At 36.2% G+C, this 14,437-nt stretch carries 13 protein-coding genes; 7 read left to right on the top strand and 6 right to left on the bottom strand.

Going from position 1 to position 14,437, the window contains the following annotated elements; translation table 11 throughout:
* Positions 1-2: 2 nt before the first annotated feature.
* On the bottom strand, positions 3-341 hold the full coding sequence (locus tag REB14_RS00120) for a MerC domain-containing protein (protein WP_309521170.1): 339 nt from the start codon (positions 339-341) through the stop codon (positions 3-5).
* Between the two features lie 86 nt (positions 342-427).
* On the opposite strand from REB14_RS00120, the gene REB14_RS00115 reads away from it, so the two are divergent.
* The gene (locus tag REB14_RS00115) at positions 428-817 is read left to right on the top strand and encodes a Fur family transcriptional regulator (RefSeq protein ID WP_309521169.1); all 390 of its coding nucleotides are present in this window, start codon (positions 428-430) and stop codon (positions 815-817) included.
* 65 nt (positions 818-882) lie between these two features.
* On the opposite strand, the gene REB14_RS00110 is transcribed toward REB14_RS00115, so the two are convergent.
* Entirely contained in the window at positions 883-1,368 is a 486-nt protein-coding gene (locus REB14_RS00110) for a hypothetical protein (RefSeq protein ID WP_309521168.1), read from the bottom strand.
* Between the two features lie 167 nt (positions 1,369-1,535).
* Positions 1,536-2,795 carry an SH3 domain-containing protein gene (locus tag REB14_RS00105; RefSeq protein WP_309521167.1) on the bottom strand — a complete coding sequence of 420 codons (1,260 nt, stop codon included), beginning with the start codon at positions 2,793-2,795 and terminating at the stop codon, positions 1,536-1,538.
* 163 nt (positions 2,796-2,958) lie between these two features.
* Between REB14_RS00105 and REB14_RS00100 the strand changes: the two genes are divergently transcribed.
* Positions 2,959-3,450, top strand: coding sequence for a hypothetical protein (locus REB14_RS00100; protein ID WP_079241749.1), 492 nt, complete (start codon positions 2,959-2,961; stop codon positions 3,448-3,450).
* 35 nt (positions 3,451-3,485) lie between these two features.
* Here REB14_RS00100 and REB14_RS00095 read toward each other — a convergent pair whose 3' ends face one another.
* Entirely contained in the window at positions 3,486-4,331 is an 846-nt protein-coding gene (locus REB14_RS00095; protein WP_309521166.1) for an AraC family transcriptional regulator, read from the bottom strand.
* A 90-nt stretch (positions 4,332-4,421) separates the two neighbouring features.
* Between REB14_RS00095 and REB14_RS00090 the strand changes: the two genes are divergently transcribed.
* From REB14_RS00090 to REB14_RS00070, 5 genes are all read left to right on the top strand, one after another.
* Positions 4,422-5,405, top strand: coding sequence for a polysaccharide deacetylase family protein (locus REB14_RS00090; RefSeq protein ID WP_309521165.1), 984 nt, complete (start codon positions 4,422-4,424; stop codon positions 5,403-5,405).
* Between the two features lie 96 nt (positions 5,406-5,501).
* On the top strand, positions 5,502-5,891 hold the full coding sequence (locus REB14_RS00085; protein ID WP_309521164.1) for a DoxX family membrane protein: 390 nt from the start codon (positions 5,502-5,504) through the stop codon (positions 5,889-5,891).
* 244 nt (positions 5,892-6,135) lie between these two features.
* Positions 6,136-7,071 carry an NAD-dependent epimerase/dehydratase family protein gene (locus tag REB14_RS00080; RefSeq protein WP_309521573.1) on the top strand — a complete coding sequence of 312 codons (936 nt, stop codon included), beginning with the start codon at positions 6,136-6,138 and terminating at the stop codon, positions 7,069-7,071.
* 136 nt (positions 7,072-7,207) lie between these two features.
* Positions 7,208-8,116 carry a helix-turn-helix domain-containing protein gene (locus tag REB14_RS00075; RefSeq protein WP_309521163.1) on the top strand — a complete coding sequence of 303 codons (909 nt, stop codon included), beginning with the start codon at positions 7,208-7,210 and terminating at the stop codon, positions 8,114-8,116.
* 599 nt (positions 8,117-8,715) lie between these two features.
* Complete coding sequence (locus tag REB14_RS00070; protein WP_309521162.1) at positions 8,716-9,210, top strand: DoxX family protein; 495 nt, start codon at positions 8,716-8,718, stop codon at positions 9,208-9,210.
* Positions 9,211-9,668: 458 nt separating this feature from the next.
* Here the strand turns inward: REB14_RS00070 and REB14_RS00065 are convergent, their stop codons facing one another.
* Positions 9,669-11,186 (bottom strand): TSUP family transporter, encoded by a 1,518-nt coding sequence (locus tag REB14_RS00065; protein WP_079241741.1) that lies wholly within the window; start codon positions 11,184-11,186, stop codon positions 9,669-9,671.
* Between the two features lie 5 nt (positions 11,187-11,191).
* The gene (locus REB14_RS00060) at positions 11,192-14,068 is read right to left on the bottom strand and encodes a TonB-dependent receptor (protein ID WP_309521161.1); all 2,877 of its coding nucleotides are present in this window, start codon (positions 14,066-14,068) and stop codon (positions 11,192-11,194) included.
* Between the last annotated feature and the right edge of the window lie 369 nt (positions 14,069-14,437).

The following is a 14,437-nucleotide window of genomic DNA, read 5'->3' as shown; positions in this document are numbered from 1 at the left end:
TCTTAATGTTTATGATTTTTAAAATTGATGATATGGCCGGTAATTAATCCGGCAGTTCCTGCATAAATCAGAGGAATATGGACTTCAAACAGGAAATCTGTCAATATAGAAATGAAAATAAGGGCTACAGATATCCAGAAAAGGAATTTTAACCATCGTTTTTCCATTTTCTTTGTTACTCTGAATACGACCACTACTCCAATACAAAGAAAAGCCAGATCAATATAGGGATTGTGTGATATTCCCAAGGGAACAATCAGTAATAACGGAAAGACAATACAATGAATCAGGCATAAAACAGCAGCGGAGATTCCTACAGCATCAAGAATTTTTGATTTCATAATAGTATGGATTAATTTTCTTATCGTAACTTTGTTGCAAAAGTAGAAATAAAAAATTAAATAACGCAACTTTGTTGCATTAAAATATGAAACAGGTCAGAAATACACACGCCAAAACGGAAATTTTAAACCTTATCAATGGTTCAGATATAGCCCTTACCCACTCTGATATTCAGAAGAAACTGGGAGATCTGTGCAATAGAGTAACCATTTACAGGGTATTGGAAAGGCTTGAAAACGAAGGTGCTATACACAAGATCGTCAATATTGACGGTGTGGTGAATTTTGCAAAGTGTAGTGGAAAATGTACACATGAACAGCATTTTCACAATCATGTTCATTTTAACTGTAAAAAATGTCATTCCGTGACGTGCATTGAAAACGCTATTCCTGAAATCAGTTTACCGGAACATTTTATCGCACAGGAATATAATTTTATCATCAGCGGGATATGCCCGAAATGTGCTGATGCTTAAAAAGTAAAAAGGCAGAAAAGCGAATATACTGATCTGCCTTTTGTTGTATTGAAATATAAATTCTGTTATAAAGAAGAAATATAGACTTCTATTTTGGTGCCATCATAATTGAAGGTTCCGTCAGAATTCTTTTTACCCAATACCCATTTCATATCCACAGGTACTGTCCATGCTGATCCTAATGAAAATCCGTTGACAGATCTGATTTCATTTCCGTTTCCTGTCGTAACCGCTGAATGAAAAAATGTTTTATCAATAAGCCTGTAAAAACCAATGGCTTTTCCTGCAGGAATGGGCGCATATCCATCCCATTTTTCTCCAGCCGGATAATTGAATAAGGTTAACCATTTTTGTCCTGCAGATTCTGCAAGCTGAGTAGGACTTATCCTGGCACCACGCATATACAATGCATAGGCAACCACATCATGACATACTCCACTGTTGTATTTCGAAATATTCTCTTCCCCTGAGAGAATGGAATGAGCAACGGGTGCCCTTTCAGATAGGGATAGCTGAGCCTTCCTGGCTCCTTCCGGTGTTATAAATGACATATTGTAATATTTTGTTTGGTGAAGTAAAGATACAGCTTTAAAATTTAATCACTTCTATTAGAAAATAGGTCTTTATTTTTTTAAGTTTTGGCTAAAGCCTTTGGCATGATGAATAATAAATTAGGTGGGCTAAAGCCCACCTCTATTGATAATATAATTTAAAACTTCTAACAATAAAACATGCATTCATAGCTGAAAAGTTTTCCTTCTTTAAATGTAAAAATAAAGACACCTGCATCTCCATTCTGAATATAATATTCGTGGGGAGAAGCAATCCAGCGTGTTGAGAGCAGATCTCCAAAACGGGTAACAAAATCCTTTTCATTATAATTGGAATCCATACGCTCATTGCCAAGAATTACAGCTTCACCGTTGTTAAAAGACATTTTGTAAATACTTCCGGAAACTTTTCCTTTATATTCTTCAAAAGCTACAATAATATCGGACGTTCTGTAAAAATACTGAGGTTTCCAGCCACATTCAGGGGTATTGGGAATGTCTTTTACCTTCTGCATTTCCAGCTGTTTTACTTGTGTCTCTGTAATTTTTCCGTCAAAAAGTTGGGTTTCTTTCCATAGAAAGTGCATATTCAAACTTTTCAGCTTTTTCTCATAGATTTCGGTTTGTGGCTTTTTCGCCGATTGATCTGCCAGAAGAAGTTCAAAATCGATATCTACTTTTGGATTTTTTATTCCTGAATAAGATTCTTTCCAATAGAGTAATGCTTGTTTAAGATTTTTATCTTCCAGCCATGCTATTTCGCGTAATCTTCCAACCTGAGCCAGTTCTTTTTCCTTGTTCTTTCCTTTTGCTGCCAGATAATCTTTCAGAATTTTATCGTAGGTAAGTTCTGTTCCCAGATATTTCATCTGGATATATTCCGGATTTTCGTGGAAATGGTCGCCAATATATACCCAGCCATCCTGATACAAAGGAACATAATCAATACAGATCAACTCGTTTAAAACAGCTCTGCGGGTCGCTGTACTTTCTGTTGTTGGTCCTTTTCGTACACGCAATTCTGATCCCTGTACATAAAAATGTGGACATTGGTATCCTTCTTTTCCTCTATAGAAATACTGTAGTGGCTCACCCGCTGATTTTTTTCCATGCATAGACTTTTGGAGTAGCTGGCGGTCTATAAAACCAATATCACCATTGCTTACCTGTACTTTGTATTGTGTTTGGGTAGAATCCAGAACGTAAACCGGTGCTTCAGTAGAAAAAACTCCCAAAACATTCTTATTGTTTCCATTTTCACGATAAAGGTGACCCCATTCGGAGGTATAAATCGGGCGTGCTCCGGCATTCTGAGCCTGGATATTGTAGAAGCAGCATTGAATGATTCCGGCTGCCAATAGTATCTTATTCAACATATTGTAATTGGTATCTGCGAAAGTTTTCATGTCTTTCACAGGGGTGTTCATAATGGTTTTTATGGTTACTCCTTCAAAAATAATGAAAAATGAGAGTTTGTCCTAAAGTTATTGTTATTCAGAATGGGTATAAATTCCATCCTATTCATCTGTTTCCATTGGGTAGCGTAAATAAAAATACTATTTTTATCGCCCAAAAAAGTAAAGACTAAATATGCCGACTGATGCTTCTCTTAAGCTGATTCCTATGACAACTTTCGTGCTGGAGTATTATTCCCACGAAGGATATGCTGATCTTCAGATTTTGAATCTGATGAATAATTATGCCAATTTCTTAAAGAAGCGTCTGACTCTTGGAATGTTTGTTCCCATAGACCGTACAGGAAATATCTTAAAAGAGCCCAAAAATTACACAGCATGGAAATCTCTTGACCATAATGATGGGAAAAGAACGGATATTGTCGGTTTTGAAGAATATGCTGAATATCAAAAGGCTGAGCAGAATTGTATGTTTGAAGGATTTAAAGTAGATTATAATGGATACTCAAAAGTGAGAATCATCGCTTCTTATGACCCTTCTATTGAATTGTCTTTTAACAAAAATGATCTTATTCCTTCAGGATTCAATGATGTAGAATCACTGACTGTGTTTGACGATATCTTTTTAACTTCCAGCGCATTAAAAGCAATCGGAATAAAGAGATAAATTGTAGTACTAATATATCATAAGCTATTATCTTATTACAGGTTCTTCTTGAATTCAGAAGGAGACATTTCTTTGTACGACTTGAATATTTTATTGAAGTGGCTGGCATCATTGAAGCCCAGTTTATCAGCAATTTCACTGATATTATAATGACTCTGGAGTAAAAGCTTTTCAGCAGTTTTAATTTTATGCTGTATAATATGCTGTTGTATGGAGAAACCTGTCTGCTTTTTGATGAGAATGCTGATATAGTTCGGAGACAGCATAAATTCTTTGGCAAGGTTTTCAATTTTCATTTTATAGGTATCCAACGCATTGACATTAATATAATATAAGATCCTCTCAATTCTGCTTACATTTTGAGTGATCCAGTTTTTTGCAGTAACATTTTGCATCGTATTTCGGATCAGAATCGTAATAATACTGGAAAAGAGATCAGTCGTTATCTCTTTGTTATAAGTGTTTTTATGGCTGAATTCATACAGAAGAATCCGGGCAAGCTGTAACAGATGTACCCTATCAGTTTTACTCTTAATCACTGATTCATAAACGAAAGAATGATCTTCCATCAGGAGCTGCACAACTTTCTGAAGTTCATTCTTTTTATTAGATAGCAAATTTTCCCAGATATACTGTTCCGTAAATTTGATATAAATGAATTTCGTTTTGTTTTTAATCGAAAATTCATGGCCATCACTCGGCCTTAGAAGAAAAACATCTCCTTTTTTGTATGGAAAAGTAATGTTGTTAAGATGATGAAATCCTTTTCCACTTTCTATGATAATCAGCTCATAAAAGTTATGATTATGATATTCAACATCCCAATTTTCTTTTTCAATACTGAAAACATTGAAAGAATTGAAATTAACGATTCGTTTCATCTAAGAATGGATTTTTACAAATTTACCATTAATTTTTACAATGTCTACTGTTGGATTATTGATCAAATTTGTACTATCAATACATTCAAAATGAAATATATAAAACAATCCGTATTGCTGCTTGCTTCAACCATTGCTTTGATGTCCTTTTCTGATCGTCATGATGGAGATAAAACTGATAAAAAACAACAGCATAAAACACAGGCTTCAACTAAAAAATACTGGCCCAACGGAGCTCAATTGGTTATTTCTGTTTCCATGCAGTTTGAAACTGGAGGGCAGCCGGAAGGAGCAGAAAGTCCATTCAGCGGGACACCTCTGCCTAAAGGACAACCCGATCTTCCGGCAGAAAGCTGGTATCGTTACGGCGGAAATGAAGGAATTTACCGAATGTTGGATTTATGGAAAAAATACAATATCAAAGTAACCTCTCATGTAGTGGGAACCGCTGCTAAAAGATATCCTGAAGTTGCCAAAGCTATTGCCAACGGTGGTCATGAAATTGCAGCTCATGGTTTTACCTGGGACAACCAGTGGAATAAGAGCTATGCCGATGAACTGAATTTTGTAAAGCAAGGCGTAGATGTCGTTGAAAAGATTACAGGGAAGAAAGCTGTTGGTTATAACGCTAATTGGCTCAGAAGAAGCCCGAATACGCTTAAAGTACTACAAGATCTTGGTTTTCTGTATCATATAGATGATTTAAGCCACGATGAACCTTTCATTACTAAAGTAAAAGATAAAAACTTTGTGGTAATCCCTTATACATTACGTAATAATGATATTGTTAACATTGAAGGAAAACACTGGAGCCCTGATCAGTTTTTGAATCAGTTAAAATTTGAATTTGATCGTCTTTATGAAGAAGGAGCATCAAAAAGAAGAATGATGAGTATCAGTTTTCATGACAGAATCGGTGGAACTCCGGCAATGGTGCACGCCATGGAAGAATTCATTAAATACACCAAAGAAAAACAAGGTGTAGTCTTTATGAGAAAAGATGATATCGCCAAAATGGTAATGAATGATCCCGATACTCCGGTTGATAATAGTGAAGAAAAGTTTAATAAGTAAGGAGGATGGAAGCTGGAAGAATGATTTTGTTGAAGTCTTAAAAGTACTTTTTTGACAAATATACCTTCCCTCTCCCAACCCCAAAAACATACCTCTATGAATACAAAAACAGCCTATTTTTTCCTTCGTGTTTCGATGGGAATAAACCTTTTAGGACACGGATTGGTCCGATTGGTAAAATTACAGGACTTTGCCTCAGGAATGATGAAAGGTTTTGAAACAAGCTGGCTTCCACAGCCATTGGTACAGCTCTTTGGGATAACGCTACCCTTTTTCGAATTTCTCATCGGATTATTGCTGATGATTGGTTTTAAAACCCGCATTGCCACCATAGCCGGAGCTTCCCTGATCGTCCTGCTGCTTTTTGGAAGCAGTACCGTTGAAAACTGGGAAGCCATGGGAATTCAGATGATCTATGCAGGTTTATTTTACCTATTGATCAGCAGAATTGAAGATAATTATCTGGCACTGGATAGAAAAAATTAAATCAAGCTAACGAGCAGAGAAGGCTGGGAAAGAAAAGGAAACAAAGAGAAATAAAGAATAAATTATTCATCGTTGTGATCTTTACTTTTCCGGCTTTTTTTGCGACTTCAGAGATTATGTTACAACTTTCATGAATTCAGCTACTCTATTTTTATCATTATGCCCGAATTTTGTATTAGAAATAAGAGCAACTGAATATTCTGTTTATTTTCAGTGCGATATCCAACCCTCAAAATAAAAAATGATGCAAACGATATTAGGAGCCAATGGGCAGATTGGCGAAGAGCTGGCAAGAGAACTAAAAAGAAATTATACCTCAGATATCCGTATTGTCAGCAGAAATGCTAAAAAAGTAAATGATACTGACAGTATTTTTTCTGCAGATTTATCAGACAGAGAAAGAGCAATTGAAGCTGTGAAAGGAAGCGAAATTGCCTATTTTACCCTTGGACTTCCTATGGATACTAATCTGTGGGAAAAGCAATTCGTGGTCATTATGAAAAACGTTATTGAAGCTTGTAAAATCAATGATACCAAGCTCGTGTTTTTTGATAACACCTATATGTATCCTCAAAACAATGATGTTTTAACAGAACAAACTCCGTTTGCTCCCGTAGGGCGAAAAGGAATGATAAGAAAACAGATGGCAGAAATGCTTTTAAAAGAAATGCAGGCCGGAACAATAGAAGCCGTCATCTGCAGAGCTCCAGAATTTTATGGCCCCGGAAAAACTCAAAGTATTACCAATAGTCTTATTTTCAATGCCATTAAAGAAGATAAAAAACTGAAAGTCCCTTTAAGAGATGATAAATTACGAAGTCTGATCTGGACACCTGATGCAAGCCGTGCTACCGCTTTAATTGGAAATACTCCCGATGCTTATGGACAAACCTGGCATTTGCCGGTAGACGATAATAAGTTAACCTATAAAGAGTTCATTGCATTGACTTCTCAGATCTATGGGAAAGAATTCAGGTATGCCGTAATCCCCAATCTGGCTTTTACCATAGGATCTTTCTTCAATAAAAATGCAAAAGAATTGAAGGAACTGCTTCCAAGATATCAATATGATAATCTTTTTGACGATTCAAAATTCAGGAAAAGGTTCCCGGAATTTAAGGTAACTCCCTACAAAAAGGGAATTGAACAGATCAAAAAAGAACAGCTAGCGGCAAAATAATACGGTTAAAATAAGTAACTTAGAAACACCAATACCACAACCGAAGGGGAAAATATTCCCCTCCTTTGGAGAGGTGGCGAAAATTCACAGAATTTTTGACAGGGTGGTTAAAGGATAAATTCAAACAAAAAAGGAAATGAAAGCTCCTGAAAAAGTAACTTCTATCACAGCATTACACAACTATCTGAAATTGAAAAGGCCTTCCAACCCTTTGATCAGCGTGTTTGATTTTAATGAAGTGAATATAGATCCGGAAACGATACTAAGTGCCGTGACTACAGATTTTTATGTGGTTTCCATTAAAAAGGATTGTGCAGGAAGATGTAAATATGGACAGCATTATTATGATTTTGAGGATGGAATCATGTATTTTATTGCTCCCCATCAGGTATTGCAGTTTGAAGATATTCTGCTTTCCGAAGTGAGAGGAAATGTATTGGTCATACATCCTGATTTTCTGCAGGGATATCCGTTAGCGTCTGTCATAAAAGATTATGGCTACTTCTCTTATACGGCCAACGAAGCGCTCTACCTTTCCGAAAAAGAAGAAAAATCTGTAACGGATATCATGGATAATATCAGCAGAGAGATAGAAGCCAATATGGATGGTTTTACTCAGGATTTACTGGTATCCAATATTAATTTGCTGTTAAAATATTGTGACAGATTCTATAACCGTCAATTTTTAACCCGGAAAAAAGTGAATCATGATCTTTTGACCCAGCTTGAAAACTTGCTGGATGATTATTTTAAAAATGAAAAACTGCTGATCAATGGGATTCCCACCGTACAGTTTATGGCAGGACAAATGAATATAAGTCCCAATTATCTAAGTGACATGCTGAGGGTTCATACAGGACAGACAACGCAGCAGCATATTCAGAACAGAGTGATTGAAAAGGCAAAAGAGATGTTGTCTACCACTACAATGTCTGTTTCTGAGATTGCTTACAATCTGGGATTTGAGCATCCACAGTCTTTTCATCGTTTGTTTAAAAATCAGACCGCTGTTTCTCCTTTAGAATTCAGAAAGAGCTTTAATTAGAGCTTTTTGACATTATAATGTGCGCTAATTAAAAAGCAAGTATAAATATTTTATTATATTTGTCTGAATTGCATGGGATTTATGACAGGAAAGAATGGAATATTACATGGTATACAGATCGTTAGTATATTTTTAATACTAGTCCATTTTCTGATCCCAAAAACAGAAAACACAACCTTTTCTACCATAGAAATCACAAGTAATTCCAATTCCGAAGAAAGTCCTCAGAAAAAATGTAATAAGAATTTTCTTGAAGAAAATAACAAGACTCCGATAAAATGCAATAATAACTATTGCTCTAATTCTTCTCTCTTTTTGACCACCTCTTTTCCTTCCTTTGGATTTGAAAAATTTATGGATCCGGAAATAAGCAAAGGCTTCTTTTTATACGATGATCCACCCTATTCTTCTTTTTTTAATTCTATTTGGATTCCGCCCAAAATAAAAATGTAATTTTCAGTTATTGATAAAATAACATTTTCAGCTATGGAATATTTTTTTTCCATACCCTATCCTATTATCTAAATCTGAATTACATGACCAGCTGCTGTTCATGGCTTTGTCACGGTGATGTAATCAAAAAATGAATTAAAAAAATAATGAAAACAATAGTATCAAACCTCGAAAAAAACACGAATACCATCTATATAATATGCAGAATATTAATTGGATTATTCTTTTTTGTAGCAGGCTTTAACAAACTTTTCCATCCTGTTTTCCAGGGATATATGTTCAACACCATCAGTGCTATAGGATTTCCTTTTCCTCAGTTTACGGCCAATTTCGCTGCATTTTGTGAATGTATCTTTGGTTTGTTTTTAATGCTGGGTTTCTGGACAAGAATAAGCTCTGTATTTTTAATCATTATTATACTTGTCGCTTTATTTACCCATGATCTGGGGACAATTCCTAAGGAACTTATTCCTATCAAACCCGAAACCGGAGTGTATAAAATGGATCCTTTTACATGGCTGGGTTATTTTCTATACTTGCCTCAAGTGTTATATCTCCTGTTTTTGCTTCTGTTTTTATTTCAGGGGTGTACAGGATTTGGAATTGATCGTCTCAGAAAAACAAAATCTGGAAACAGCTAATAATTATAAACAGCTCTCTTTTTGGGAGCTGTTTTTTGTTGAAAAATCGCAAGACTTTTCTAAATTTTATGTATGATTTTAAGATGCAATAAAATCGAAGATTTTCAGCAAGTGATGATTGTGTTTTTATAATAGAGTAAAGTGATTAGCATATTTTTGCATCAACATCTGTTGACTTTAAATCATCTGTGAAAGTTTTAAAATATACAGTGTTTAATTTTATCGAAGATAAAATCCTTGCGCCTTACAGAAGCTTTTTTAATATCATTTTGCACCTTTGCGTTTCCCAAATAAAAGCATTCAAAAAAATAAAAAAACGCAAAGATTTAATGGTTTCAGATTTTTACTAAAAATGAGTAATGATAATACCATATAGACTGTATCATTGATTTTTCCCCTGTGATTCCTCAAGATAAAGTAAAACATTAAAATCTTTGCGTTTAAATAGCATACTTCTTTTATGATAAGATTGATTTTGTTATGGTAATAAGGCTCATGGCAATAACTACCATTCCTACCACGACAAACATTTTCTTTGTTGGCAGTTTTGAGGTAAGCATGGCAGAAAAAGGAGCGGTAAAAACACCACCCAGCAAAAGCCCCAACACAATATTCCAGTGATGAATACCAATGGTAAAGATGAAGGTAATGGCACTCGTAATGGTCAGTAAAAACTTGGCAACGGTGGAACTTCCTACTACATAACGGGGAATTCTTCCCTCTTTGATCAATGTTCCGGTCACCAATGGTCCCCAGCCACCACCTGCAAAAGAATCAATAAAACCACCTACCAATCCTAATACTCTGAGATTGGTTCTGCGTTTAGGCTTTGCTTGCCCTGGTTTTTTATCTTTGAATGCATTTCTTAAAATGTTTACTCCAAGATACAAGGTATAGCAGGCGATAATTGGCTTTACAATATGAGCATAATGTTCCCCATAATGAGAAAGCGTTAATGCTCCGATAACAGAACCTACAATTGCCAGCGGGAATAAAACCCATACCATTTTCTTATTAACATTTCCCAGTTTATAATGGCTGAAACTTCCGGCTGCAGTGGTAAATGACTCTGCAGAATGAATGCTTGCACTTACAACGGGTGGCGGAACATTCAGGAGTAAAAGGATTGTAGTACATATTACGCCATATCCCATTCCCATGGATCCGGCAACAATCTCTGCCATAAATCCTGCAAACAGCATCCAGTAAAAAATATGACCATCTTTATTCAAGAAATACTGAATATTCCCCGAAAGGTTGAACTGATACACCACAAGTCCAAATAATCCGAAAAGCAATAAAACACCTATGATGGCAAGATAAATATTGGCTTTTCTCTGCGCCGTTTTGGTAATATTGATCAGTTTTTCAATTTCCATATCCGGTTTCGAAGAAACTTTTCCGTCCGATAGATATTCTGTAGTGATCTTATTGAGTTCTTTCACCTTGTAATTAAAATCTCCCGTCAGCTTGTTACGGATATCCTGCATATTGTCTAATACATGATTCATTTCATCAGGGATGACCTCTGTAAAGGTTTCTCTTAATCTTTTAGCGATGGTCGGAGATTTTCCATTGGTTGAAATGGCAATTTTAAGGCTTCCTTTTTTGACAATGGAACCTAAATAAAAATCACATAGATCAGGCTTGTCGGCAATATTGACCAGTACATTTTTTTTCTGCGCTGTTTCCCTGATCTCCCCTGCCAGTACAATATCATTTACCGCAATAATTGCAATATCCATATCATTAAAATCATGATCATGGTATGACCTTTCGTGCAGTACTATATTGGAATATTTATTTTGTAAGGTTCTTACTTCAGGAATAATCTCTTTTGCTACCAGTTTGATGGAAGTTTCCGGTGAATTGCCCAGTACGGATTCCAGTTTTTCCAGAGCAACCTTTCCACCACCGATGATCAGCAGTGAAAGGGTTTCAAGTTTTAAAAATATGGGATATAAAGAATTGCTCATGCTGATTACAGTTTTAAATCATAAGTAAAAGCGAGATAGTACAGTCCTCCGATTTCAGGACCGGCAGCATACTGAAAATAGCGTCTGTTCAGCAAATTGGTTGCCCCAATTTTTACATTCGCACGGATTTCAGGAATCTTCCATGTAGCCTGAGCATCAATGGTGTAATAAGCAGGAATTTGGCCTGAGGCTAAAGGACTTTCCCACATAAAACCACTCTGCCATCTTGCAACAAGGGTAAATCCTATATTTTTGACAATTTCTCGGTTTCCGATACTTACATTCACCATCCATTTCGGAGTGTTGAAAGCCGTAATAAACAGATCTGATGTATTGTTGGAGGCAAGATCATTATAAGAAACATTGGTATTCACATTATAATTTCCGGTAATATTATAACGAATTCCTAAAGAGATTCCATAGCTTTTGTAGGTATTATTGCTGTTGGTATAAACTCTGTATCTGTCCTGTTTACTTCGGTCAAGCATAGCGAGTACAGCAGCATTGCTTCCTACCTGACTGTTTTTTGGGACGGCTACTTCTACCTGACCAAGGAATCCTTCGTAAATATTGTAATAGAAATCCCAGTCCAGCACCAGTTTATTATTGAAAAAAGTAGACTTATACCCTACTTCAAACGAGTTGATTTTTTCTGGCTGTAATTTCTGCAGATTAGCTACAGTTAAAAGCTGTTTATTATCCTGAGCGGCCTGAGCCTGAGTTTTTCCGGCATCTACATCTGCATTCACTGCTGAGGTAAATTTGTCAATGGAAGCCAGGGTATAGGAGTTTTCCAGATATCCCAGTCCGTCATTCACTTTCGAAAGGCCTCCCACTCTTCTTACATTTCCGTTATTCACGAATGAAAGTGCTTCAAATAACGAAGGAAAACGATATCCATTCTGGAAAGATGCTCTGAAATTATGTTCTTTCACCGGAGAATAAACGACACTTATTCTAGGGTTAAGTTTGGCTTCAAATTCGGGATTCCTGTCAATTCGTAAAGCAGCGTTAACTTTTAATTTATCATTAAAGAAAAGCCTGGTAATCTGAGCAAAAGCTCCATATTTCTGATAAATAACATCTTTTCCAAAAGTACCGTTGTCTAAAGGAATATTTCTTTCATTGACAGGACGGTTAAAATCAACAAAATTATTGCCATCCGGAGTAATACTGTACAAACGGTAATCTACACCCGCAAGAAGGTTGAATATCTTTACAAATCTGCTGAAATCGTAGGTCAGTTCTCCTTGATAAAAGCGGGATTTCTGTTCCAGTTTAGCGCCACCCGTTGCCGGAGCACCTGCAATTCCTGCATTGGCTGAATCCCAGTTATTGATTCCAATAATGGTATTTTTTAACTGTTCAAACGCTGCAGCTCCTGGTACGACTCTATTTTTATCTGCTTCCTGGCGGGCTATAATGAAGGCATCATTGAGATTAGCTCCTGCATTCAGGTTATTCTGAAGAGCCGTTTGAAATATATTTTTCCAGTTGGTGTTGGAGAGATTGGTTAAATCCAGATTATCTGCCAAAGGTTTCAGATTATAAGAATCTCCTGTGTTTTCTATGGATACATAAGCTCTGAAAGTCAGTTCTTTTCCTGTCAGTTCTACTTTATGGTTTTGAACTGTGGCATTTTGTAACCGGATTTTATTTCCTCTCTGGAAAGTTCCGTCCAGCAAGCCATAACGGTATACATAAGATGTTCTCCACTGATCACCGAAACGGTAGTATAATCCTGCATCGAACTTGATATTTTTTACATCCGGGCTTACAAGATCTTTTTCAAGATATCCCGTCCTCGAAACATTAAATGTGGTGGGCTTTCCGTTGTAATCTACTTTTACAGCAACACGGTTGTTTCTTTCATCGCCATATTTATTCCAAAGGTCTTCTGCCGGATTATTAGCAAGAGCAAAATTAGGATTGGCTGTGACCAATGCTCCTGAGTTCTGATCTGTCAGGTTGTTCGAAATCCAGTCGGTTCCACTGAAATAAGAGGCATTGACTTTAACAGCAAAGTTTTTATTAATCACCTTTGCAAAACGGATAGCACTTTCTCCCAGAGAACTTATTGTATGGTTAGCATTATCCACATGATTCACTCCGCCACGGAAATAAACACTTATTCCTTCAGAGGTAAACGGATCTTTGGTTTGTAAACTTGCCAGTCCGTTAATGGCATTCATTCCATATAATGCTGAAGCTGCTCCCGGAGTCACTTCCATAGACTGGATGTCGAGTTCTGTTGGCCCTATGGCATTTCCCAGTGGTACTCCCAACGTTGCCGACTGTACATCTACTCCGTCTACCAGCTGCATAAAACGAAAATTATTGGGTGAGTTAAAACCTCTTGAATTAGGGATTTTTAAGGTAAGACTTGAGGTTAAAAGCTGCAGTCCTTTTACATTTTCCAATGTTTCATAGAACGAAGCTGCCGGACTTTCCCTGATGGTTTTAATATCAATTTTTTCAATGGCAATCGGTGATCTTAATATTTTTTCAGGAACTCTGGAAGCTGAGATTACGACATCATCAATGATGGTATTCTGAGGGTTCAGCCCTATCGTTATTTTGTTGGAGGGAGAAAGAATTTCAACAGTCTGGCTGGTGAAGCCATCTTTCTGAATAACCACTCTGAATGGAATGGTGACTCTTGTTCTGATTTTGAAATTACCCAACTGATCCGTGAATGCGTTATCCTGTGTATTTTCGATCTGTACTTTTACGGAGTCAAGACCTTTTCGTGTATCTGTATTTTTGATGCTTCCGCTAAGCTCTATAAGCTGCTGCTGTGCTTCTGCAAAATTAAAGAATAGAAATGTGAATGCAATAATACCTGCTTTTGGTAGAAAATTTCCCTGTTTTTTGTTTTTCATTTTTGCTTCATTTTTAGGTTGAGAATGAAGCTGTCTGAACTTTTACATTGATTGTTTTTGACCACAAAAGGCACAAAAGTTTTCATGTTAAAACACTTTAGTTCACTTAGTAAGTTTAAAATGATACCGTAGAAAGCTCACATTAGATGAAAATCAAAGATTTTCACAAAACTTAGGTGTTCTATTATGCACAAAGTTAGGCTCTTAAAAAACTTAAGTGTTTAAAAACTTTTGTGACTTTTGTGGTTGGATTGAAAAGTTGAAACAGCTTTGATTGTATTGTTATTTTGAGAATCAACAACACATACACATTCGTCCGCCTAAATGAAGAGGTTTAGTTTTTTTGTTTTTTTTCAGATCATAATGAAA

Origin of the sequence: Chryseobacterium metallicongregator (assembly GCF_031324065.1) — a bacterium.
Lineage (GTDB): Bacteria > Bacteroidota > Bacteroidia > Flavobacteriales > Weeksellaceae > Chryseobacterium > Chryseobacterium metallicongregator.
This window is presented reverse-complemented; position numbering and strand designations above follow the sequence as displayed.

What these genes read in the sequence shown, in the direction of transcription:
- REB14_RS00110 (WP_309521168.1), bottom strand. Translation starts at nt 1,368, where the DNA reads ATGTCATTTATAACACCGGAAGGAGCCAGGAAGGCTCAGCTATCCCTA.
- REB14_RS00065 (WP_079241741.1), bottom strand. Translation starts at nt 11,186, where the DNA reads ATGAGCAATTCTTTATATCCCATATTTTTAAAACTTGAAACCCTTTCA.
- REB14_RS00100 (WP_079241749.1), top strand. Translation starts at nt 2,959, where the DNA reads ATGCCGACTGATGCTTCTCTTAAGCTGATTCCTATGACAACTTTCGTG.
- REB14_RS00115 (WP_309521169.1), top strand. Translation starts at nt 428, where the DNA reads ATGAAACAGGTCAGAAATACACACGCCAAAACGGAAATTTTAAACCTT.
- REB14_RS00080 (WP_309521573.1), top strand. Translation starts at nt 6,136, where the DNA reads ATGCAAACGATATTAGGAGCCAATGGGCAGATTGGCGAAGAGCTGGCA.
- REB14_RS00085 (WP_309521164.1), top strand. Translation starts at nt 5,502, where the DNA reads ATGAATACAAAAACAGCCTATTTTTTCCTTCGTGTTTCGATGGGAATA.
- REB14_RS00075 (WP_309521163.1), top strand. Translation starts at nt 7,208, where the DNA reads ATGAAAGCTCCTGAAAAAGTAACTTCTATCACAGCATTACACAACTAT.
- REB14_RS00060 (WP_309521161.1), bottom strand. Translation starts at nt 14,068, where the DNA reads ATGAAAAACAAAAAACAGGGAAATTTTCTACCAAAAGCAGGTATTATT.
- REB14_RS00090 (WP_309521165.1), top strand. Translation starts at nt 4,422, where the DNA reads ATGAAATATATAAAACAATCCGTATTGCTGCTTGCTTCAACCATTGCT.
- REB14_RS00070 (WP_309521162.1), top strand. Translation starts at nt 8,716, where the DNA reads ATGAAAACAATAGTATCAAACCTCGAAAAAAACACGAATACCATCTAT.
- REB14_RS00095 (WP_309521166.1), bottom strand. Translation starts at nt 4,331, where the DNA reads ATGAAACGAATCGTTAATTTCAATTCTTTCAATGTTTTCAGTATTGAA.
- REB14_RS00120 (WP_309521170.1), bottom strand. Translation starts at nt 341, where the DNA reads ATGAAATCAAAAATTCTTGATGCTGTAGGAATCTCCGCTGCTGTTTTA.
- REB14_RS00105 (WP_309521167.1), bottom strand. Translation starts at nt 2,795, where the DNA reads ATGAACACCCCTGTGAAAGACATGAAAACTTTCGCAGATACCAATTAC.